At 73.2% G+C, this 20,605-nt stretch carries 17 protein-coding genes and 1 pseudogene; 10 read left to right on the forward strand and 8 right to left on the reverse strand.

Translation table 11 applies throughout. The annotated features are described in order from the left end of the window. The first annotated feature begins 387 nt into the window (after positions 1 to 387). Both IF89_RS0128740 and IF89_RS0128745 read left to right on the forward strand, forming a co-directional pair. Positions 388 to 1,578 carry a hypothetical protein gene (locus tag IF89_RS0128740; RefSeq protein ID WP_030774240.1) on the forward strand — a complete coding sequence of 397 codons (1,191 nt, stop codon included), beginning with the start codon at positions 388 to 390 and terminating at the stop codon, positions 1,576 to 1,578. Positions 1,579 to 1,683: 105 nt separating this feature from the next. Beyond that, a complete protein-coding gene (locus IF89_RS0128745) occupies positions 1,684 to 3,438 on the forward strand; it encodes an NAD+ synthase (RefSeq protein ID WP_030774243.1) in 1,755 nt (584 codons plus the stop codon). 71 nt (positions 3,439 to 3,509) lie between these two features. On the opposite strand, the gene IF89_RS0128750 is transcribed toward IF89_RS0128745, so the two are convergent. Continuing rightward, the gene (locus tag IF89_RS0128750) at positions 3,510 to 4,538 is read right to left on the reverse strand and encodes an endonuclease/exonuclease/phosphatase family protein (RefSeq protein WP_030774246.1); all 1,029 of its coding nucleotides are present in this window, start codon (positions 4,536 to 4,538) and stop codon (positions 3,510 to 3,512) included. Between the two features lie 288 nt (positions 4,539 to 4,826). Here IF89_RS0128750 and panB point away from each other — a divergent pair, with 288 nt between their 5' ends. The 3 genes from panB to IF89_RS0128765 all read left to right on the forward strand — a co-directional run bounded on the left by panB (position 4,827) and on the right by IF89_RS0128765 (position 7,690). Further along, on the forward strand, positions 4,827 to 5,696 hold the full coding sequence (gene panB / locus IF89_RS0128755; protein ID WP_030774248.1) for a 3-methyl-2-oxobutanoate hydroxymethyltransferase: 870 nt from the start codon (positions 4,827 to 4,829) through the stop codon (positions 5,694 to 5,696). Between the two features lie 123 nt (positions 5,697 to 5,819). Beyond that, a complete protein-coding gene (locus tag IF89_RS0128760) occupies positions 5,820 to 6,842 on the forward strand; it encodes an ATP-binding cassette domain-containing protein (RefSeq protein ID WP_030774251.1) in 1,023 nt (340 codons plus the stop codon). Next, the gene (locus IF89_RS0128765) at positions 6,839 to 7,690 is read left to right on the forward strand and encodes an ABC transporter permease (protein ID WP_030774254.1); all 852 of its coding nucleotides are present in this window, start codon (positions 6,839 to 6,841) and stop codon (positions 7,688 to 7,690) included. Before IF89_RS0128760 ends, IF89_RS0128765 begins: the two co-directional genes overlap by 4 nt. A gap of 57 nt (positions 7,691 to 7,747) precedes the next feature. Here the strand turns inward: IF89_RS0128765 and IF89_RS47910 are convergent. Beyond that, positions 7,748 to 11,108 (reverse strand): annotated as a pseudogene (locus IF89_RS47910) (AfsR/SARP family transcriptional regulator). Between IF89_RS47910 and IF89_RS0128775 the strand changes: the two are divergent. Continuing rightward, complete coding sequence (locus IF89_RS0128775) at positions 11,107 to 11,910, forward strand: site-2 protease family protein (RefSeq protein WP_030774256.1); 804 nt, start codon at positions 11,107 to 11,109, stop codon at positions 11,908 to 11,910. The pseudogene IF89_RS47910 and the gene IF89_RS0128775 overlap by 2 nt on opposite strands. 89 nt (positions 11,911 to 11,999) lie before the next feature. On the opposite strand, the gene IF89_RS0128780 is transcribed toward IF89_RS0128775, so the two are convergent. Both IF89_RS0128780 and npdG read right to left on the reverse strand, forming a co-directional pair. Further along, positions 12,000 to 12,191, reverse strand: coding sequence for a hypothetical protein (locus IF89_RS0128780; RefSeq protein ID WP_030774259.1), 192 nt, complete (start codon positions 12,189 to 12,191; stop codon positions 12,000 to 12,002). Positions 12,192 to 12,288: 97 nt separating this feature from the next. Beyond that, positions 12,289 to 12,993, reverse strand: a complete 705-nt coding sequence (gene npdG / locus IF89_RS0128785; RefSeq protein WP_030774261.1) for an NADPH-dependent F420 reductase — start codon at positions 12,991 to 12,993, stop codon at positions 12,289 to 12,291. A gap of 85 nt (positions 12,994 to 13,078) precedes the next feature. On the opposite strand from npdG, the gene IF89_RS0128790 reads away from it, so the two are divergent. After that, positions 13,079 to 13,684, forward strand: coding sequence for a hypothetical protein (locus IF89_RS0128790; protein WP_030774264.1), 606 nt, complete (start codon positions 13,079 to 13,081; stop codon positions 13,682 to 13,684). A 46-nt stretch (positions 13,685 to 13,730) separates the two neighbouring features. Here the strand turns inward: IF89_RS0128790 and IF89_RS0128795 are convergent, their stop codons facing one another. Beyond that, a complete protein-coding gene (locus tag IF89_RS0128795; protein WP_030774267.1) occupies positions 13,731 to 13,985 on the reverse strand; it encodes a hypothetical protein in 255 nt (84 codons plus the stop codon). 92 nt (positions 13,986 to 14,077) lie between these two features. Between IF89_RS0128795 and map the strand changes: the two genes are divergently transcribed. Both map and IF89_RS0128805 read left to right on the forward strand, forming a co-directional pair. Next, a complete protein-coding gene (gene map, locus IF89_RS0128800) occupies positions 14,078 to 14,935 on the forward strand; it encodes a type I methionyl aminopeptidase (RefSeq protein WP_030774269.1) in 858 nt (285 codons plus the stop codon). 130 nt (positions 14,936 to 15,065) lie between these two features. After that, positions 15,066 to 15,713 carry a heme oxygenase (biliverdin-producing) gene (locus tag IF89_RS0128805; RefSeq protein ID WP_030774271.1) on the forward strand — a complete coding sequence of 216 codons (648 nt, stop codon included), beginning with the start codon at positions 15,066 to 15,068 and terminating at the stop codon, positions 15,711 to 15,713. Positions 15,714 to 15,757: 44 nt separating this feature from the next. On the opposite strand, the gene IF89_RS0128810 is transcribed toward IF89_RS0128805, so the two are convergent. The 3 genes from IF89_RS0128810 to IF89_RS0128820 all read right to left on the reverse strand — a co-directional run bounded on the left by IF89_RS0128810 (position 15,758) and on the right by IF89_RS0128820 (position 19,473). Further along, a complete protein-coding gene (locus IF89_RS0128810; protein ID WP_107047375.1) occupies positions 15,758 to 16,417 on the reverse strand; it encodes a PhzF family phenazine biosynthesis protein in 660 nt (219 codons plus the stop codon). A gap of 19 nt (positions 16,418 to 16,436) precedes the next feature. Further along, on the reverse strand, positions 16,437 to 17,882 hold the full coding sequence (locus tag IF89_RS0128815) for an HtaA domain-containing protein (RefSeq protein ID WP_030774275.1): 1,446 nt from the start codon (positions 17,880 to 17,882) through the stop codon (positions 16,437 to 16,439). A 61-nt stretch (positions 17,883 to 17,943) separates the two neighbouring features. Further along, positions 17,944 to 19,473, reverse strand: coding sequence for an HtaA domain-containing protein (locus IF89_RS0128820; RefSeq protein WP_078628578.1), 1,530 nt, complete (start codon positions 19,471 to 19,473; stop codon positions 17,944 to 17,946). Positions 19,474 to 19,588: 115 nt separating this feature from the next. Between IF89_RS0128820 and IF89_RS0128825 the strand changes: the two genes are divergently transcribed. Then, on the forward strand, positions 19,589 to 20,605 hold the full coding sequence (locus IF89_RS0128825) for a heme/hemin ABC transporter substrate-binding protein (protein WP_030774280.1): 1,017 nt from the start codon (positions 19,589 to 19,591) through the stop codon (positions 20,603 to 20,605).

Here is a 20,605-nt window from a genome sequence, read left to right on the forward strand (position 1 = left end):
CACCCACCCCGGACAGAGTCCCGGCCATGACACGCAGTGCTCGGCGGGCCGCCCCGGGGCTCCGGCTCCTGCTGCTCGCCGCGCTGCCGCCGGGCGCCGCCGGCATCATGCCGTCCCGGGCCGTCCCGCCGAGGCCCACGCCATGGAGGACGTGCCCGCGGGCCGGCGCGTTGCCTCGGCGGGGGCTCCCGGTGCCGGTGCGCGCGGTGGCGCTCGCCACATTCCGGCCGCTCCGCGCCGGTACGCGGGCCGATCGGGAGCCACCTGCGGGCCGATCGGGAGCCACCTGCCCCGGGCCGGGCGCGCGGGAATTCGGAAGGGCGTTCGCCTCCGGCGTGGCACTCTTGCTGTGATCACGACAGCCGCGACAAAGGACGCCCCGCCGGTATGACCACCCCGCCGAACCCGCCCAGCACGCCCACCGGCCCGCCGGCGGAACCCGAGGGCACGCCCCTTCCCGAGACGGCTCCCACACCGGCCCCCGCCCAGCCGCTCTCGCTCGCCAAGACCCCCGCCCCGGAGTCCGCCGCCTCCGCCGCGGAGCCGGTCGCCGAAGCGGCCCCCGAGGCGGAAGCGGGCCGGCCCGCCGACGCACCCGCCGCGGCCGGAGCCCCCACCCCCGTCCCTGTGGCGGCCCCGTCGGCGTTCGCACCTCCCACTCCGGCCCCCACGCTCCCGCCCGCGCCGTTCGGTGCACCCCCCGCACCCCTCGCTCCGGGCATCCCCGCCCCCGCCGATCCGTGGGCCCGGCACACCGCCGGCCACGGCGCCGCCGCGTACGGCGGCTACGCGCAGCCCGCCGCCCCGACCACCAACGGCCTGGCGGTCGCGGCCGTGATCGTCGGCGGTTCCGGCATCGTCTTCGGCTGCGTGCCGTTCCTCTTCTGGCTCGGCGCCATCCTCGCCGTGACCGGCGTGGGCCTGGGCATCGGCGCCATCGTGCGCGCCAACAACGGCGCGCCCAACAAGTCGCTGGCCGTCGTCGGCACCGTTCTCGCCGGGGTGGGCATCCTCGCCTCGGTCGGCGGTTTCTTCCTGACCGTCTCGGTCGTCGACCGGGCCTCCGACCGCATCGAGGCGGGCGCCGAGATCGACGACCTGGACCTCGACGGGCCGTACCCCAGCAGTGAGCCCTCGCCGTCGAAGTCCCCGTCGCCCTCCCAGGTCCCCGGTCTGACCAGCGCGCTGCCGTTCGGTGAGACCTTCACCTACCCCAACGGCGTCAAGGTGAGCCTGTCGGCGCCGACGAAGTACGAGCCGAAGGGCATCATCGCCCGCGAACAGGTGAAGAACGCGGTCCAGCTCACCATCACCATCACCAACGGCTCGACCGCACCGCACGAGGTGATCTACGCCGTGCCCAACGTCCGTGACGACAAGGGCATGACGGCCGAGATGGTCTTCGACAGCGGGGGCGGCGCCAGCGTCCCGAAGATGGTGAAGGGATCGATCCTGCCGGGCGAATCCGCCAGCGGCGTCGTGGCGTTCGAGATCCCCGAAGGCACGAAGAGCATCACCGCGGACATCGCCGCCGGAACCCTCCTCGACGACGTGAAGTACGCCGGCCCCCTCGGCTGACACAGCCGTCCGGCACCGCCCGACGCCCCCGTGCGGCGCGCCGGAAACCCCGGAAGGACACGGGCCCCAGGACATCGCGTCAGAAAGACGATTAGACTGGGCCCCGTGCCTCAACTACGCCTCGCGCTGAATCAGATCGACTCGCACGTCGGCGCCATCGCCGCCAACGCCGACTCGGTCGTCCACTGGACCCGGCACTCCGCCGAGCAGGGCGCCCACCTGGTGGCGTTCCCGGAGATGGTGCTGACCGGGTACCCCGTCGAGGACCTCGCCCTGCGGGCCTCCTTCGTCGAGGCCTCGCGCAGCGCCCTGCGGGACCTCGCGGAGCGCCTGGCCGCCGAGGGGCTCGGCGAACTGCCGGTCGTCGTCGGCTACCTCGACCGGACGGAGAGGGCGACGCCCCGGCTCGGGCGCCCGGCCGGCTCTCCGGAGAACGCTGCCGCGGTCCTGCACCGCGGCCGCGTGGTGCTGCGCTTCGCCAAGCACCACCTGCCCAACTACGGCGTGTTCGACGAGTTCCGGTACTTCGTGCCCGGCGACACCCAGCCGGTGATCCGCGTGCGCGGCGTCGACGTGGCCCTGGCCATCTGCGAGGACCTCTGGCAGGACGGCGGCCGCGTACCCGCCACCCGCTCCGCCGGCGCCGGGCTGCTGGTCTCCGTCAACGCCTCACCGTACGAGCGCAACAAGGACGACGTCCGCCTCGAACTGGTGCGCAAGCGCGCCCAGGAGGCCGGCTGCACCCTGGCCTACCTGGCGATGATGGGCGGCCAGGACGAGCTGGTCTTCGACGGCGACTCGATCGTCGTCGGCGCCGACGGCGAGGTCATCGCCCGCGCCCCGCAGTTCTCCGAGGGCTGCGTCCTGGTCGACCTCGACCTGCCGGCCGCGCGCGCCGACGCCCCCGAGGGGGTGGTGGACGACGGGCTGCGCATCGACCGCGTCGTCCTGTCCGAGGAGCCGGTGGAGGCGTACGAGCCGGTCGTGCCCGGCGGCTACGCCGACCGCCTCGACGACGACGAGGAGGTCTACGACGCACTGGTCGTGGGCCTGCGCGCGTACGTGCGGAAGAACGGATTCCGCTCCGTCCTGGTCGGGCTCTCCGGAGGGATCGACTCGGCGCTCGTCGCCGCCGTCGCATGCGACGCGATCGGCGCGCAGAACGTGTACGGGGTCTCCATGCCCTCGAAGTACTCCTCGGAGCACTCCAAGGGCGACGCGGCCGACCTGGCCGAGCGCACCGGCCTGAACTTCCGGACGGTGCCGATCGAGCCGATGTTCGACGCCTACATGGGCGCGCTCGGTCTGACCGGCCTGGCCGAGGAGAACCTCCAGTCGCGGCTGCGCGGCACGCTGCTGATGGCCCTGTCCAACCAGGAGGGCCACATCGTGCTGGCCCCCGGCAACAAATCGGAGCTGGCCGTCGGCTACTCCACCCTGTACGGCGACTCGGTGGGCGCCTACGGCCCGATCAAGGACGTCTACAAGAGCGACGTCTTCCGGCTCGCCCGGTACCGCAACCGGGCGGCCGCCGAGCGCGGCGAGACCCCGCCGATCCCGGAGAACTCCATCATGAAGCCGCCCAGCGCCGAGCTGCGCCCCGGGCAGGTGGACACGGACTCGCTGCCGGACTATCCGGTGCTCGACGCGATCCTGGCCCTGTACGTGGACCGCGACCAGGGGCTGGAGGAGATCGTGGCCGCAGGCTTCGACGCCGAGCTGGTCGCGAAGACGCTGCGGATGGTCGACACGGCCGAGTACAAGCGCCGCCAGTACCCGCCGGGCACGAAGATCTCCGCGAAGGGCTTCGGCAAGGACCGCCGCCTGCCGATCACGAACGGCTGGCGCGAGCAGGCGTAGGCGTCCGCGCACGGAGGGGCCCGCCACCGGTGTGGCGGGCCCCTCTTTCCGGGGGCTGTCGGTTCCCCCGGCTACTTCGCGACCGTCAGCCGCGCGGCGACCGGCAGGTGGTCGCTGCCGGTGCGGGGCAGGGTCCAGGAGGCCTCGGGCCGGATCCCGCGGACCATGATCTGGTCGATGCGGGCCATCGGGAACTGCGCCGGCCAGCTGAAGCCGAAGCCGTCGCCGGCCGCGCCCTGGGTGGAGCGCATCTGCGAGGTGACCTCGGACAGGGCACGGTCGTTCATGGTGCCGTTCAGGTCGCCGAGGAGGACGACCTTCTTCAGCGGTTCTGCGGCGAGCGCGGCGCCCAGCGCGTCGGCGCTGTCGTCGCGCTGGTTGGCAGTGAAGCCGGCATTGAGCTTGACGCGGACCGAGGGCAGGTGGGCCACGAAGGCCGCGACCTCGCCCTGCGGGGTGGCGACGGTGGCCCGCATGGCCCGGGTCCAGCCCATCCTGATGTCGACGGGCGCGCTGCCGCTCAGCGGGTACTTGCTCCACAGCCCGACGGTGCCTTCGACCGAGTGGTACTTGTACGTGGCCGCCAGCGCCTTCTCGTACACGGGGACCGCACTGCCCTTGAGCTCGGTCAGGGCCAGGACGTCGGCGCCGGAGCGGGCGACGGAGGCGGCGGTGCCGCGCGGGTCGGGGTTGTCGGCGTCGACGTTGTGGGTGGCGACGACGAGGTCGCCGCCGGTGCCGGACTTGTCGAAGACCAGGCCCCCGAAGAGGTTCAGCCAGACCACCGCGGGCAGCAGGACCGCGACCAGCGCGGTCGCCGACCGGCGCAGGACGGCCCCCACCAGCAGGACCGGTACGGCCAGGCCCAGCCAGGGCAGGAAGGTCTCGGTGAGACTGCCGAGGTTGCCGACGTCGTTGGGCAGCTCGGCGTGGAAGATCATGACCAGCGACAGCAGGACCGCGACCGCGGCGAGGACCGGTCCGCGCCGCCAGATCCCCGGGTCCCGGCGCAGTTCGGCCAGCCGGCGCCGGAAGCGGGACGGGGAGGGCTCGGGCTCCGAGCCGCCGTTCCCCGGTTCCGTCCTGTACGCCTGTGCCATGCCACTGCCCTCACTGCCGTGCTCGCGCTCCGTCCCCGCCCCTTGACCCTAGGCGATGAAGCGGAGCCTTCCGTGCCGTACGTCACGACCGTCCGTCACGGTCGCACGCCGGGGAGGACGAACGGTTGAACGCACGGGGTTCCGCTTGTCACGAAACGCGCACATTGGCGACCCCGGCCCGGCGGCCGGCGCGCACCACTTCCGCCCACCCCCACGGGGATGCCACCATGGTGGGTGAGTCCGGGGACACCGTGAGGGTGCCTCGAGATCACACAAGGAGCAGTTGCCATGACGCATGCCGTTTCGCCTGCCCGCGAACCCGCAGCCGCCGCCTCCCCCACCCTGTACGGAGGCACGGGCACCCGGCGCATCACCGTCCGCGACCTGACCCTCGCCAAGGAACGCGGCGAGAAGTGGCCCATGCTCACCGCCTACGACGCGATGACCGCGTCGGTCTTCGACGAGTCCGGCATCCCGGTGATCCTCGTCGGCGACTCGATGGGCAATTGCCACCTCGGTTTCGACTCCACCGTCCCGGTGACGATGGACCACATGACCATGCTGTCGGCGGCCGTCGTGCGCGGCACCAGCCGCGCCCTGGTCATCGGCGACATGCCGTTCGGGTCGTACCAGGAAGGCCCCGTGCAGGCGCTGCGCAGCGCGACCCGCCTGGTCAAGGAGGCCGGGGTGGGCGCCGTGAAGCTGGAGGGCGGCGAGCGCTCGCTGGCGCAGACCGAGCTGATCGTGCAGTCCGGCATCCCGGTGATGTCCCACCTGGGGCTGACCCCGCAGTCCGTCAACGCCATGGGCTACCGGGTCCAGGGCCGCGGCGACGAGGCCGCGCACCAGCTGCTGCGCGACGCGAAGGCCGCGCAGGACGCGGGCGCCTTCGCGGTGGTGCTGGAGCTCGTCCCGGCCGAGCTGGCCGCCGAGGTCACCCGGTCCCTGCACATCCCGACCGTGGGCATCGGCGCGGGCGCCGAGTGCGACGCCCAGGTCCTGGTGTGGACCGACATGATGGGTCTGACCGGCGGGAGGATGCCGAAGTTCGTCAAGCAGTACGCGAAGCTGCGCGAGACGATGACGGACGCGGCGAAGGCCTTCGCCGAGGACGTCGTCGGGGGAACGTTCCCGCAGGAGCAGCACGCCTTCCACTGACGCGTACACCGGTGTGACCTGCACCGCTCCGACAGCCCGCCGACGCCCCGTCGGCGGGCTGTCGTACGTCTGTCGTACGTTTGTCGGTCGTCTGTCGGTGCTTTGTCAGTGGCGGGTGCTCCCATGGTCGGCATGACGCGAAACGACAAGAACCCCAACGCCGTGGAGGTGCGGGGGCTGGTCAAGCACTACGGCGAGACCAAGGCCCTCGACGGTGTCGACCTGGATGTCCGCGAGGGCACGGTCCTCGGGGTCCTCGGGCCCAACGGCGCCGGCAAGACGACGCTGGTGCGCTGCCTCTCCACCCTGATCACCCCAGACGCGGGTACGGCGACCGTCGCCGGCTTCGACGTGGTCCGCCAGCCGCGGCAGCTGCGCCGCACCATCGGCCTGACCGGCCAGTACGCCTCCGTCGACGAGAAGCTCTCCGGCTGGGAGAACCTCTACATGATCGGGCGGCTGCTCGACCTCTCCCGCAAGGACGCCCGGCTGCGCGCGGACGAGATGCTGGAGCGCTTCTCCCTGACCGAGGCGGCGAAGAAGGCCGCCATGAACTACTCCGGCGGAATGCGCCGCCGCCTCGACCTGGCCGCCTCGCTGATCGGCCGGCCGGCCGTCATCTACCTGGACGAGCCGACGACCGGGCTCGATCCCCGCACCCGCAACGAGGTGTGGGACGAGGTGCAGCGCCTGGTCGCGGAGGGCGCCACGGTGCTGCTCACCACCCAGTACATGGAGGAGGCCGAGCAGCTCGCGAGCGAGCTGACGGTCATCGACCGCGGCAAGGTCATCGCCAAGGGCAAGGTGGACGAGCTGAAGGCCCGCGTCGGCGGCCGCACCCTGAAGATCCGTCCGGTGTCCGCCGCGGACCTGCCGGGCATGGCCCGCTCGCTGGCCGAGGCCGGACTGGACGGCGTGGCCGGCTCGCAGGCCGTGCCGGACGAGGGCGTGCTCCTCGTCCCCATCCTCAGCGACGAGCAGCTGACCGCCGTGGTCGGCCTGCTCGCCGCCCGCGGGTACGCGATCGCCGACCTCGGCACCTACCTGCCCAGCCTCGACGAGGTGTTCCTGGCCATCACCGGCCAGAAGCCCGCGCTCGCCGAGGACTCCGTCCCCACCGAGAAGACCGAGGAGGTCGCGGCATGAGCACCGTAACCACGACGAAGCCCGCTCCCACCGCGCCCGACCGGCCCTCGGCGGCGGCCCCGCGCGGTGACGGCCGGATCGGCCTGCGGGCCAACCTGCGGCACATCGGCGCCCTGGTGCGCCGCAACGCCCTGCAGATCAAGCAGGATCCGGAGTCGATGTTCGACGTCCTGTTCATGCCGATCATCTTCACGCTGCTGTTCGTGTTCGTCTTCGGCGGTGCGATCTCCGGCAAGGGCAACCAGGCGGACTACGTCAACTACGTGGTGCCGGGCCTCATGGCCATGATGGGCATGAACATCGCGATGGCGGTGGGCACCGGCGTCAACGACGACTTCAAGAAGGGCGTGATGGACCGGTTCCGGTCCATGCCGATCGCCCGGTCGTCCGTGCTCCTCGCCAAGATCGTCGTCGAGCTCGGCCGGATGATGGTGGCCATCGCCATCCTGCTCACCGTCGGCTTCATGCTCGGCCTGTCGATCAAGTCCTCGGTGCTGGACCTGTTCCTCGCCATCGGGCTGTCGGCGGTCTTCGGCAGCGCCCTCATGTGGATCTTCATCCTGCTCGGTCTCACCATGCAGAGCGCGCAGGCCGTCCAGGGCATGGCGATGCTGGTCCTGATGCCGCTGCAGTTCGGCAGCTCGATCTTCGCCCCGCCGTCCACGATGCCGGGCTGGCTGCAGTCCTTCACGGACTACAACCCGCTGTCGAACCTGGCCGACGCCGCCCGCGCCCTGATCAACGGCACTCCCGTCGGGGACTCGGTGTGGATGACGCTGGCCTGGTCGCTGGCCATCACGGCCGTGACGATGCCGCTCGCGGTGCGCAAGTTCCGCCAGAAGACCTGACCCGCGGACCGGTCCTCTCCGGATCGCGTCCCGGACGGGCACCGGCCGGGGGCCGGGTCAGACGAGGGCGGTGGCCTCCTCCAGGGTGAGGCCGCCGCCCTCGGCGTACGCCGCCTCGTAGGCGGCGTCACCGAGCGCGGACCGGGCCTGCTTCTCGGCGAAGGCGAAGTCCTCCCGTTCCGTCGTCACGGGGACGTGGTCGGGCGGCAGCAGGGCCCGGTGGGCGCCGAGCAGCCGCGCCCCGTCGTGCGCCCGCTGCGGGCCGCCGGGCGACACGAGGGAGACGGCGGCGGTCAGCAGGAAGGTGGCCGGCAGGTGCGGGGCGACCATCAGCGCCAGCGGGTGCCGGAAGGCGGCCGCGGCCTCGCGGATGCGCTGCAGGGCGTCCTCGTACCGGCCGTCCTGATTGTCCAGCCAGGCCGTCGTGGCCAGCAGGAACACGTCGAAGATGGCGTAGGCGCCGTAGGCGAACTCCTCGCGCAGCACCTGGATCTGGATGCGGGCTTCGGCGATCCGGCCGGTCCGGCCGAGGATGCCCGCGAGGAACATCCGGGCCGCGGGCATCGCCTCGTTGCCGAAGCGCTGCACCGTGGCGGTGATCTCGGTGAGGATCCGCTCGGCCTCCGCCATCTCACCCGTCTCGGTGAGCGCACCGGCCATCCGCACGCGCAACACCGTCACCTGTGCCTTCGCGCCCAGCCGCTCCGCGTACGCGATCGCCTCGCGGTAGTCCCGGGCGGCCAGGGCGTGTTCGCCCCGCCGCTCCCGGGACTCGGCGCGGGCGGACAGTGCCTCCGCGCAGCCCCAGTCGTCGCCCAGCTCCCGGAAGAGGTCCAGGCTCTCGTCGGCGTCGCGGGAGGCGTCGCCCGCCCAGTCGGCGCGGTTGGCGAGAATGTTGGCGCGCAACTGGAGCGCGGAGGCGAGCTCCCAGCGGTGGCCGAGCGTGCGGGCGGTGTCCACGGTCGCGTCGACGACCCGTTTGAGCAGCCCGGCCTCGCCGGCGATCATGACGGCGTAGATCCACAGGGAGGCCGGCGTCCGGCAGGTCTGCGGCAGCCCGGGCCGGTACGCGGCGATCACCCCGTCGACCAGGGCCCGGACCTCGGGGTCGTCCCAGTCCTTGTTGGTCTGGTCGCGGGCCGCGAGCCGCACCAGGTGCAGGGCACGCCAGGCCTCGGTGAGCACCTCGCCGCTGTAGGGCGGCGGCGCGTCCACGAGCTGCCCGTACACCGGCTCGGCGGGGACGACGGGCGCGGTGAACGGGTTGGGGCCGAGCGCCGCGACCGCCTCCGCCCAGTGCCGGGACTCCGTCCGCTGGTCGTGCAGGTGCCAGTACCAGCCGAGCGAGTGGACCAGGCACAGTGCCTCGTCGGCGTCGCGGGTGGTGACGGCCCGGCGCAGGGCGGTACGGAGGTTCTCGTACTCGGTGGCGAGCCGTTCGGCCACCGCCCGCTGGCGGCGGCCGCGCAGCAGCGGGTCGCTGGTGCGGGCGAGTTCGCGGTAGTGGACGAGGTGGCGGCGGCCGGTCGCGTCGCGGTCGTCGCCGGCTTCCGCGAGGCGCTCGGCGGCGTACTCGCCGACCGTCTCCAGGAGGCGGTAGCGCATGCCGTCGGGGCCGGGGGCGGCGACCACGAGGGACTTGTCGACGAGGGAGCCGAGGGTGTCGGCAACGTCCATGCCGGAGGGTGCAGCGTCGGCGTCACCGCAGACGGCCTCGGCGGCGGCGAGGTCGCAGCCGCCCGCGAAGACCGACAGGCGGCGCAGCACGGTCCGCTCGGCCTCGTCGAGGAGGTCCCAGGACCAGTCGACGACCGCCCGCAGGGTCTGCTGGCGCGGCAGGACCGTACGGGCGCCGCTGGTCAGCAGCCGGAAACGGTCGTCCAGCCGGTCCGCGATCTGCCGCGGCGTCAGCAGCCGCAGCCGGGCCGCGGCCGGCGAGGGTGGCCTCGGCGACGTCCTCCGGGTCGTCGACGGGGGCCAGCTCGACGAGCCAGACGCCGTCGGGCCAACCGCCGCGTCCCTCGTGCGCCTCGGCGGCCTCCTGCGAGAGCCGGGTCTTGCCGGCGCCACCGGGGCCGAGGAGGGTCACGAGCCGGGACCGCGCCAGGTCGTCGCCGATGACGCGGATGTCGTCCTCACGGCCGACGAAGGTGGTCAGGCGGGCCCGCAGGTTGCCGTGGCCCTGCCCGGGCGGGGCGGCGACGTGTCCGGAGCCTTCGCCCGCCACCGGCGCCGGGGCGGCGCCGCCGGGACCCGGGGCGCCCGGCACCCCGAACCGGAAGCCGCTGGCGTCTCCCGCGGGCCCGGCAGCAGCGGGGGCGGCCGGTGCGCCGGGGCCGTGGGCCGACTCGGGCGCGGCCGGGTACGGGGAACGGGCCGGGGATGCGGGGACGGCGCCGGCCGTAGGGGCGGCGGGCGCACCCGGCCCGGGCGCGGGACCGGTGCCCGAGCCGGGCCCGGCCGGGGAGGCCGGGGCCGGGGAGCCGAGCGCGGTGATGGGCGCCACCGGGCCGAACGGCGGGGCGGCGGGCGGCGCCGCCGGTCCGGAGGCGGAACCGGCGCCGAAGGCCGGGGGCGCGGCCGGGTGTGCGGGGCCCGGACCGAGCCCGGGCCAGGGGGCCGGGCGGGATTCCGCGGGGGCCAGGAGCTCGGCGTGCAGGGCGCGCAGGGCCGGGCCCGGGTCCGTACCGAGCCGGTCGGCCAGGTCCCGGCGTACCGCGTCGTAGGCGGACAGGGCCTGCGCCGGGCGCCCGGCGTCCCGCAGCGCCCGGATCCGCAGCGCCTGGAACGACTCGTCGAGCGGCTGCCGCGCGCACAGCGCGGTCAGCTCCGGCAGGCACTGCTCGGCCCGGCCCAGGGCCAGGGCCGCCGTGAGCCGGCCCCGGCGGGCGTCCGTCCGTACGGCCTCCCAGCGCGCGGCCTCCGCGGCCGGGTCGGGCAGGTCCGCGAGGGCCGGCCCGCGCCACAGGGCGAGGGCCTCCTCGTACCGGGCGGCGGCCTCGGCCGGGTCCCCGGCCTCGGCGCCGGCCCGGACCAGCCGCTCGAAGCGGTACACGTCGACGTCCTCGCGGCGGGCGGCCAGCCGGTAGCCGCCCTCTGCGGACAGCACGGCCGCGTGCCCCAGCGCCCGGCGCAGGCGGCCCACCAGGGCCTGGAGCGCGGCCACGGCGTCGGCCGGCGGCTGCGCGTCCCACACCTCCTCGACCAGCAGCCGCACCGGCACCGTCCGCCCGGGGCGCAGCGCGAGCGCCGTCAGGAGCGCGCGCAGGCGCGCGCCGCCGACGGCCACGGGGGTCCCGTCGTCGCGGAGTGCCTGGGCCGGGCCGAGAATCGCGTAACGCACCGGCCCATTGTCCCCGGACCCCGGCCCGACCCCGAACCGTTTTCCGTCCGCGGCCCGGGATAGGTTGCCCCGCATGGGTCATCAGGGCGGCGCCCGCCACGAGCGGCGGATCAGTTCGGTATTCCTCGGCGTCTGCGCCGTCATGGCCGTCACGGGCTGGGCGGTGTGGACGGGCTACTCGGCGAGCGCCGGGCTCGCGGTGTTCCTCTTCGTGACGGCGGCCTGGATCGTCTCCCTCTGCCTGCACGAGTACGCGCACGCCCGGACCGCCCTGCACGGCGGCGACCTCACGGTCGGCGCCAAGGGCTACCTGACGCTGAACCCGCTCAAGTACACGCACGCGCTGCTCAGCATCGTCCTGCCGGTGCTCTTCGTCATCCTGGGCGGCATCGGCCTGCCGGGCGGTGCGGTCTTCATCGAGCGCGACCGGATCCGGGGCCGCTGGAAGCACAGCCTGGTCTCGGCGGCGGGACCGCTCACGAACGTGGCCTTCGCGATCGTCTGCACGGCCCCGTTCTGGCTGGACGCCCTGGAAGGGGTGCCCCTCGCCTTCCGCTACGCCCTGGGGTTCCTCGCGCTGCTGCAGGTGACGGCGGCGATCTTGAACTTCCTGCCGGTGCCGGGCCTCGACGGCTACGGGGTGATCGAGCCCTGGCTGTCGTACCGGGTGCGGCGCGAGGTGGAGCCGCTGGCGCCGTTCGGCCTGATCGCCGTATTCGCGCTGCTGTGGATCCCGGGCGTCAACGCCTTCTTCTTCGACGTGGTCGACGCCGTCCTGTCGGCGCTGGGCGTGTCGGAGCTGGAGACGTACTGCGGCCGCGACCTGTACCGCTTCTGGCAAAAGGGCACCGGCCTGTGCGAGGTCCCGCAGGACTAGGGCGGAGCCGGGCGGTGTCCGCCCACTCCGGCTTCGGCGGTCATGAACGTCGGCGTACCGAGGGAGGGTCGGCCGCGGTCGGCCGCGCCTCAGACGTTGCGGGGGGCGGTCGCGGCCTTCTCGGCCTTGGCCTTGCGCATGTAGTACCAGGCCATGTTCGACGTGAGGCCCGCGAGCAGCACCCACACGATCCCGAGGAAGCTGCCCTCCACGAAGGCGACGACGGCCGCTGCCACGGCGAGGGCGCAGACGACAACGGCGAACACGGCAAGGCGGGGCATGGGGAGAGCTCCTCGGGAACACGGAAGGCGGTAGAGCCCCTCCAGTGTCCCCCATGCCCCGCAGTGCTGCCGTAAAGGTCCCCGGCCGGGTCGGGGGTCAGACGTCCGTGGTGCGCAGGCCCGCGTGGGCCTTGTAGCGGCGGTTGGTGGAGATCAGGTTCGCCACGAGGGCCTCCACCTGGTGGGCGTTGCGCAGGCGGCCCGCGAAGATGCCGCGCATGCCGGGGATGCGGGCGGCGAGGGCCTGGACGATGTCGGTGTCGGCGCGGGACTCGCCGAGGACCATCACGTCGGTGTCGATCTCGTCGATCGACTCGTCCTGGAGGAGGACCGCCGAGAGGTGGTGGAAGGCGGCGGTGACGCGGGAGTCGGGCAGGAGGGCGGCGGCCTGCTGGGCGGCGCTGCCCTCCGCGACCTGGAGGGCGTAGGCGCCCTGCTTGTCGAAGCCGAGCGGGTTGACGCAGTCGACGACGAGCTTGCCCGCGAGGTCCTCGCGCAGTGCTTCGAGGGTCTCGGCATGGCCCTCCCACGGCACGGCGACGATGACGATGTCGCTGCGGCGCGCGCACTCGGCGTTGTCGGCGCCCTCCACGCCGAGCCCGAGTTCTTCGGCGGCGCCGCGGGCACGGTCGGCGGCACGGGAGCCGATGATCACCTTCTGGCCGGCGCGGGCGAGCCGGTAGGCGAGGCCCCGGCCCTGGTCGCCGGTGCCGCCGAGGACGCCGACGACGAGGCCGGACACGTCGGGCAGGTCCCAGGGGTCCTTGGCCGGCGGCTTCTGCGTGCTGTCTGAGGAAGTCATGGGGGCGAGGGTACTGCCGGGTAGCCCAGGGCCGAAGACGGGGGAAGCGCCCCCCGTGTCGGTGTGATGCGGGAGGATTGCCGCCATGGATGCCGTCAGGGTCGCCCTGCTGCGCGAGGTGCTCGCCGGTACGCAGTGGCCGGGCGAGGCGCGCCGCTTCGCCGGGGCGCTGCGCCGGTCGGTGGTGCCGGCCGGCGCGAAGCTGCTGCTGGTGGGGACCGAGGGCTACGAGCCCTGGCACATGGCCGCGCACCTCGTGGACGAGGCCGCCTGGTCGGGCCAACCGCAGCTGGCGCCGACGCTCGTGCGGCACCGCGTACGGCCCGGGGCGCCGCCGCACCTGTCAGTGGGGCTGGGCCGGCTGGCGGCGGCCGGGCGGGGCCACACGGTGCTGGTGGTGGCGCCGCGGGAGCCCGGCGAGGGGCTGCTGGAGCGGGTGCACGACGCCCGTCGCGCCGGGGCGACCGTGCTGTCCTTGGACGGTGGGGACCGGGAGCTGGGTACGCTCGCGCACGACGTGCTGTCGGTGCCGGAGGACGGCGCCGAGCTGGACCTGGACACCGTGCAGCACCTGGTCAGCGCGGCGGCCGGGGAGAACGGGCCGCCCGTGCGGCGCGGGCCCCGCCGGTTGCGGGACCGGCTGGCGGGGCTGGCGGACCGGCTGATGGCACCGCCGCCCAGCCGCTGGTAGCCGCTCCCGGCGCCGCCGGCGTCCGTCGCGGCCGGCCGCGCTCCTGTCAGCCGGCCGTGCCCGTGCCCGTCCCGGTGCCCTCTTCTTCTTCGGGGGTCCTGTCGTTCCAGTTGGGGTCGTTCTGCCACTCCAGGTTGCGTTCCCGCGCCGTCTCCATGGCGTGGGCGGCCTCCTCACGCGAGGCGTAGGGGCCGAACCTGTCCTTCGCCGGGCACTCGGGGCCTTCCTCGACCTTCTGGTGGACCAGGCAGTAGTACCACTCGCCGGGTTTGCCCACCTGGCGCTTCTTGAACAGGGCCATCGTCGTCCAGGCTCCTCTCGATGCCTCCGCAAGCCGCTGTGTGCTGCTCTGTCCGCCATGCTGCCCCATCCCCGCTGGATACACTCGCTTGCATGTCCGGTCAGTCGCTGCTCGTACCAGGCGAGCTCTCTCCCGCCCGTTCCGTTCCCGGAAACATCCGCCGGCCCGAGTACGTCGGCAAGCCCGCGCCCGCTCCGTACACCGGACCGGAGGTGCAGACGGCCGAGACCATCGAGGCCATGCGCATCGCCGGCCGGATCGCCGCCCGGGCGATGGAGGAGGCCGCCAAGCTGATCGCGCCGGGGGTGACCACCGACGAGCTCGACAAGGTCGCCCACGAGTACATGTGCGACCACGGCGCCTACCCCTCGACGCTCGGCTACCGCGGCTACCCGAAGTCGCTGTGCTCCTCCGTCAACGAGGTCATCTGCCACGGCATCCCCGACTCCACCGTCCTGCGCGACGGCGACATCGTGAACCTCGACGTGACGGCGTACATCGGCGGGGTGCACGGCGACAACAACGCCACCTACCTGTGCGGCGACGTGGACGAGGAGTCGCGGCTGCTGGTGGAGCGCACCCGCGAGGCGCTGAACCGGGCGATCAAGGCCGTCAAGCCGGGCCGCCAGGTCAACGTCATCGGCCGGGTCATCGAGTCGTACGCGAAGCGCTTCGGCTACGGCGTGGTCCGCGACTTCACCGGCCACGGCATCAACTCGTCCTTCCACTCCGGCCTGATCATCCCGCACTACGACAGCCCGCACGCGACCACGGTCATGGAGCCGGGGATGACCTTCACGATCGAGCCGATGCTGACCCTGGGCACGCACGACTACGACATGTGGGACGACGGCTGGACGGTCGTCACCAAGGACCGCAAGCGCACCGCGCAGTTCGAGCACACGCTGGTGGTGACGGATTCCGGGGCGGACATCCTGACCCTTCCCTGAGGGGTGTCCGGAAGGGCCCTCATTTACCGACAAGACGTCGGGAACACATTGACTTAGGCAAGCCTAAGTAGGAGGATCGGGCGTGACGGCACTGCCGTCACGCCCGCTTCCTCTTCCCTGGAGGTCCGCCTTGGACGCCTTCTCTACGGTCATCCGCGTCGCATCGCACGAGCAGCACACCGAGGCCGAGACGTCGACGTTCATGAGCGACCTGCTGGGCGGACGGCTCGGGGTCGAGGCGTACACCCGCTACACCGAACAGCTGTGGTTCGTGTACCGGGCCCTGGAGGATGCGGCCGAGTCCCTCGCGGACGACCCGGTGGCCGGTCCGTTCATCCGGCCCGAGCTGATGCGCGTCGCGGAGATAGAGCGGGACCTCGCGCACCTGCGGGGCCCGCAGTGGCGCGAGAACGCGGTGGCACTGCCGTCGACCGAGGCCTATGCGGCACGGGTGGCCCAGTGCGCGGCCGAGTGGCCCGGCGGGTACGTGGCCCACCACTACACCCGCTACCTCGGCGACCTCTCCGGCGGGCAGATCATCCGCGACAAGGCGGAGCGGACGTGGGGCTTCGAGCGCAAGGGCGACGGCGTCCGCTTCTACGTGTTCGCGGACATCTCCAACCCTGCCGCCTTCAAGCGGACCTACCGCGAGCTGCTGGACGCGATCGCCGCCGACGACCTGGAGAAGCAGCGCATCATCGACGAGTGCAAGCGCGCCTTCGACTTCAACGGGGCGGTCTTCCGCGAGCTGGGCGAGGAGTTCCGCCTCAGCGCGTGACCCGTCGGAGCGTGGCCGGGTACGGGCCCCCGTACCCGCCGGCTCTAGGCGAGGGGCGGGGCGAAGCGGACGCGGCCGCCCACCTCGATGGTGCCGTCCGCGCCGGGGGCGGTGAGGATCTGGGAGCCGGCGCCCTGGGTGATGTTCAGGGCGCGGTCCAGCTCCGCCGTCAGCAGGATCGCCGCCGAGCCGGTGGCCTCGTCCTCGGCGATGACGCCGTCGGGGCGGCGCGGGAAGCCGCGGGCCCGGACGCGGCCCGCGGCCTCGTCCTCCCACGCCCATGCGTACAGCCAGCCCTCACCCGGCGGCGGGGCCGGAAGCGCATCGACCTCGGCGACGCTGTCGTACTGCCGGGTGCGCTTGCCCTCGACCCACTCGGGCCGGGCCGTGATCCACGTGAACTCCCCGTCGTCACGGGCCCATACGGAGCCGACGGGCGGCTGGAGCTCCTCGATGTCCAGCAGCCAGGCGACCCCGACCAGCGGGTGTCCCGCGAAGGACATCCGCGTGCCGGGCGTGCGGATGTCGACGACCCCGCGCTCGGGGTCGTCGACGAACACCGTCTCGCTGTAGCCGAGTTCGGCGGCCAGCGCCTGCCGGGACGCGTCGTCGGGGCAGGTCCGGCCGTCCCGCACGACACCGAGCAGGTTGCCGTACCGGCCGTCACCCGCGCAGAAGACCCTCAGCACATCGAGATCGTTCACGCGGGAATTCAAGCACGGTTCACAGCCGGGCCGTACGACGCCTGCGCGCGAGGTGGACCGTGCCCGCGCCGGCCGCGGTCACAAGACCGGAGGCGGCGAGCAGGGCACCGGCCGGGACGTCGGCGCCGGTGTCGGCGAGACGGCCGCCGACGGAGCCGCCGCCGGTCGAACCGCCGACCGAGGCGCCTCCGCCCGCGCTGCCGCCCGCGGCGCCGGCGGTGCCGCCCGTGGAGCCGCCGCCCGAGGTACCGCCGGTGGCGCCTCCGGTGGGCGGCAGGGTGGCGTCCTTGTCCACCGCCACCGAAAAGGTGAGCGGGTCGATCGCGTCGCCCGCCTTGTACATGGAGCCGGTGGTGTCGTTCGCGAAGGCGGCGGCGCCTTCGGCGGTGAAGGCCGCCGGGACGGCGTTCAGCGCCAGCACGCCGTTCTTCGTCCTGTAGTCGGTCTTCGACAGGTCGAGCGTGGCGAAGGCGACACCCGCCCGGCTGCCGGCGGCGGTCTTGACGTCGACGTAGAGGGTGCCGGCCTTGCCGGTGGCGTCGACGCGCGGGTTGCCGAAGGTCATGTCGATGCCGTGGGCGGCGTACTGGAAGCGGAGGTTGCCCTCGAAGGAGGCGTTCAGCTTCTGCTTCGTCACGTCCAGCTCGCCCTTGCCGAAGGCGAAGTCGAAGAGTTGGCCGTTCTTGGCGGCGCCGCCGGCCGGGGTGATCGAGCCCGCACCGAGCACGTACCGGCGGAAGGACTCCTTGACGCCCCAGGTCAGCCTGCCGTTGAGCACCTTCTGCGTGCTGTCGGCCGGCGGGGTGGGGTTCGGCTGGGTGGGAGTCGGCTGCGTCGGGGTCGGCTTCGGCAGGGTCGGCTCGGGGGCGGGGCGCTCCTCGAACTTCAGGCTCGCGGTGAGCGGGTCCCCGGCCTTGCCCTCGTAGCCCGCGGAGCCGAGTGCGTCCGCGGCCTCCTTGGTGAGGGTCGTGGCGAGTCCGGCCATCGACTGGCCGGCGAAGGCGACGGTGGCCAGCGGGACGTCCTGGGCGGTGGCACCGGACCTGGTGACGTCAGCGGTCAGCTTCTTGGTACCGGTGTCGATCCGGATGTCGGAGAGCTTGACCTCGAAGCCGTGGCCGGTCGGCGGGGCGGGCGAGGAGAAGGTGACGCTGCCCTTGAAAGCCGCCTTCACCACGTGGCCGCCCGCGGGGTCGTACTGGCCGGTCGGGTCGACGAACCGGAGGGTGCCGTCGGCGTTCTGCAGGGCGCCGTCGGCGACGGTGATGGTGCCCTTGGCCATGCCGGTCACGTACGCGCGGTAGCTCGCGAGGACACCCCAGTCGAGGGAACCCCCGACGATCTTCACCGGCCCGGTCGGGGGGCCGCCAGCGGCCGTGGCCGGCAGGGCGAGGGCGGTGGCGCCGAGGGCGGCGGCGGTCAGGACGGCAGCCGCGAGGGAGATCGGGCGGCGGATGGACGACATCGCGGAGAACTCCAGGAAGGGGAAGGGAACAGGGGGTGGGGTGCGCGAGGAACGCGCGGCACTACTTCGGCGCGTCACCGGAGCCCGAGCCGGGAGCCGGAGCCGAGTCCGAACCCGACTCCGGTACAGCGTTGAGCTCCGGTGTCGGGTCCGACTGAGCGTCCGGCTCCGGTGCCGGGGTCGCGGTGGCGGAGCCGTCGGCGACGGCGGTGCGGCGCTTCCGCTTGCCCAGGAGGAGGGCGGTACCGGCCAGCAGAAGGACGGCCGCGGCGAGGGCGGCGTAGAGGCCGGTGGTGGAGGACGCGCCCGACGCACCCGAGGCGTCCGCCCCCGGGGCGGGATCGGCCGACGACGCGGAGGCGGCGGGGGTTGCCGACGGGGAGGTCGCGGAGCCGAGGTCGGGCAGGACCGGCAGCTTCGCCGTCGCGTCGAGCGCGACGGCGAGCGAGACGGGATCCATCCCGGTGCCGGCCTTGTACAGGGAGTTGAAGGCCTGGGAGCCGCCCTCCGTGAGGACGGCCGGGGCCTCGGCCAGGGTGACCAGCGCACCCTCCGTCTTCAGGGCCGCGGCGTCGAACTCGACGAGCGGGACGGCGTTCTTCGTCGTGCCCGCTGTCGTGACGTCCGCGGACAGCACCCCCTTGCCGTTCTCCACCTTCACGGCCATGCTGCCGAGCGTCAGGTCCAAGTGGACGCCGGTGAAGCGGACCGTTCCGGCGAAGGCCGCGTCGAGGGTGCCTTTCCGGCCGTCGTACGCACCCTTGCCCTGCGGGAAGCGGAACAGTGCACCGCCGTCCTGGGCCCCCTCGGACAGCGTCCACCCGCCCTGCCCGATCGAGCCGGTGACGTACTCGCGGAAGGTACGGCGCACCCCCCAGTCGACGGCGGCGTCGGCGAAGGCACCCGGCGCCTGCGACGCCTGAGGGGTGGTGCCCGGCTGCGGATCCGCGGGCGGCCGGGACTCGGCCGCCGGCGCCGTCCTGACGTCGGCCGACAGGGAGAGGGGATCGAGCTGCGCACCGGCGGGGTAGTAGCCGGCGAACGCCTGGGCCCCCTGGGCGGTCAGGGTGACCGGGATGTTCGTGAGGGTCAACGGGCCGGCGGCGCCCTTCATGTCGATCCCGCCGACGCCGAGCGTCGCGAAGGGCACCTGGCTGCGGTTGCTGACGGTGCCGGTGTCCTTGGCCTTGCTGGAGACGTCCACGTACAGCGTCCCGCCGCCACCGCCGATCCTGACGGTGGGGCGGCTGACGGTCATGTCCAACTCGTGTGCTCCGTCGGGCTTCTGGTGCCCCTGGAAGGTCACGCCCCCCGCGTACGAGGCTTCGAACGCACCGGTCGCCGGGTCGTAGGAACCGGTCGCCGAGTGGAAGCGGAACAGGCTCCCGCCGACCGTGGCGGCTCCGCCCTTCAGCGTGAAACCGCCTTTCGCCACCGGACCGGTGGCATAACTCTGGAAGGACGATTTGATGCCCCAGTCGAGTCGACCCCCCTGTACGGTGCCCGCGTGCGCGGCAGTCGCCGGGAGCAGGGCCCCCAACAGGCCCGCCAGCAGGGCGATGGCGAGCGTACGGACGGGTCTCGCGGGCATGAATGCCCCCTCCAGGGTCTAGCAAGCAAGGTTAGGCTAACCTAAGCTACACCTGGGCCGGATGAAAACCCCCGGGTCCCCAGAACCTCAGTCGGACGATCAGGACGGTGCCTTCGTGCCTACGCCCGCCGCGTCACACCGCTTTCCCCGTCTCGCCGTTGCCGTGGCAGCACTGGCACTCGCGTTGACGGGATGCGGAGGTACGGCCACCCCACCGGGCCCCGCCGCCCCCGCTCCCGCCGCCGTCCCGGACCGGGTGGAGCCGCTCGCGGCGACACCGCGGCCCGTCCTGCCGGCGACCGTGCCCTCGGCCGACGGCGCGCAGGTCACGGTGGCCTCCGCCGAGCGGGTGGTCCCGCTGACCGGCAGCCTCAACGAGATCGTCCACACCCTCGGGCTCGGCAAGCAGGTCGTCGCCCGGGACATCACCGCCACGTTCGAACAGGCCGCGGCGCTGCCGGTGGTGACACGCGGCCACGACGTCTCCGCCGAGAGCGTGCTCTCCCTCCGTCCGACGCTCGTCCTGGCGGAGACCACCACGGGCCCCGCCGAAGCGGTCCAGCAGATCCGCGACGCCGGCATCCCGGTCGTCGTCGTCGCTCCCGCCAAGGGGCTGGACGACATACCGAAGCGGATCGACGCCGTGGCCGCCGCCCTCGGCGTCAGGGACGCCGGCACGCAGCTCAACCAGCGCACCGCGGACCGCATCGCGGCCGCCCGCAAGAACGTTCCTGCCGACTCGGGCAAGCAACCCCGGGTCGCCTTCCTCTACCTCCGCGGCACCGCCTCCGTCTACCTGCTGGGCGGCTCGGACTCCGGAGCGGCCTCCCTGCTCGAAGCGGCCGGGGCGGTCGACACCGGCAAGGAGTCGGGCCTCGGCAAGGACTTCACCCCGATCACCAGCGAGGCCCTGGCGGCCGCGGCCCCCGACGCGATCCTGGTCATGTCCAAGGGCCTCGCATCGGTCGGCGGCATCGACGGCCTGGTGAAGATCCCGGGCGTCGCGCAGACCCCGGCCGGCATGGACCGCCGCGTGGTCACGGTCGACGACGGCGTCCTCCTCAACTACGGCCCCCGCACGGACCAGGTCCTGTCGTCCCTCATCACCCAGCTCCACGGCAAGGGAGCCTGA

The organism is Streptomyces sp. NRRL F-2664, from assembly GCF_000719345.1.
GTDB lineage: Bacteria > Actinomycetota > Actinomycetes > Streptomycetales > Streptomycetaceae > Streptomyces.

Excerpts from the sequence above, each read along its gene's own strand:
- IF89_RS0128740 (WP_030774240.1), top strand. The coding sequence starts at position 388 with ATGACCACCCCGCCGAACCCGCCCAGCACGCCCACCGGCCCGCCGGCG.
- IF89_RS0128750 (WP_030774246.1), bottom strand. The coding sequence starts at position 4,538 with ATGGCACAGGCGTACAGGACGGAACCGGGGAACGGCGGCTCGGAGCCC.
- panB (WP_030774248.1), top strand. The coding sequence starts at position 4,827 with ATGACGCATGCCGTTTCGCCTGCCCGCGAACCCGCAGCCGCCGCCTCC.
- IF89_RS0128760 (WP_030774251.1), top strand. The coding sequence starts at position 5,820 with ATGGTCGGCATGACGCGAAACGACAAGAACCCCAACGCCGTGGAGGTG.
- IF89_RS0128765 (WP_030774254.1), top strand. The coding sequence starts at position 6,839 with ATGAGCACCGTAACCACGACGAAGCCCGCTCCCACCGCGCCCGACCGG.
- IF89_RS0128775 (WP_030774256.1), top strand. The coding sequence starts at position 11,107 with ATGGGTCATCAGGGCGGCGCCCGCCACGAGCGGCGGATCAGTTCGGTA.
- IF89_RS0128780 (WP_030774259.1), bottom strand. The coding sequence starts at position 12,191 with ATGCCCCGCCTTGCCGTGTTCGCCGTTGTCGTCTGCGCCCTCGCCGTG.
- npdG (WP_030774261.1), bottom strand. The coding sequence starts at position 12,993 with ATGACTTCCTCAGACAGCACGCAGAAGCCGCCGGCCAAGGACCCCTGG.
- IF89_RS0128790 (WP_030774264.1), top strand. The coding sequence starts at position 13,079 with ATGGATGCCGTCAGGGTCGCCCTGCTGCGCGAGGTGCTCGCCGGTACG.
- IF89_RS0128795 (WP_030774267.1), bottom strand. The coding sequence starts at position 13,985 with ATGGCCCTGTTCAAGAAGCGCCAGGTGGGCAAACCCGGCGAGTGGTAC.
- map (WP_030774269.1), top strand. The coding sequence starts at position 14,078 with ATGTCCGGTCAGTCGCTGCTCGTACCAGGCGAGCTCTCTCCCGCCCGT.
- IF89_RS0128815 (WP_030774275.1), bottom strand. The coding sequence starts at position 17,882 with ATGTCGTCCATCCGCCGCCCGATCTCCCTCGCGGCTGCCGTCCTGACC.
- IF89_RS0128820 (WP_078628578.1), bottom strand. The coding sequence starts at position 19,473 with ATGCCCGCGAGACCCGTCCGTACGCTCGCCATCGCCCTGCTGGCGGGC.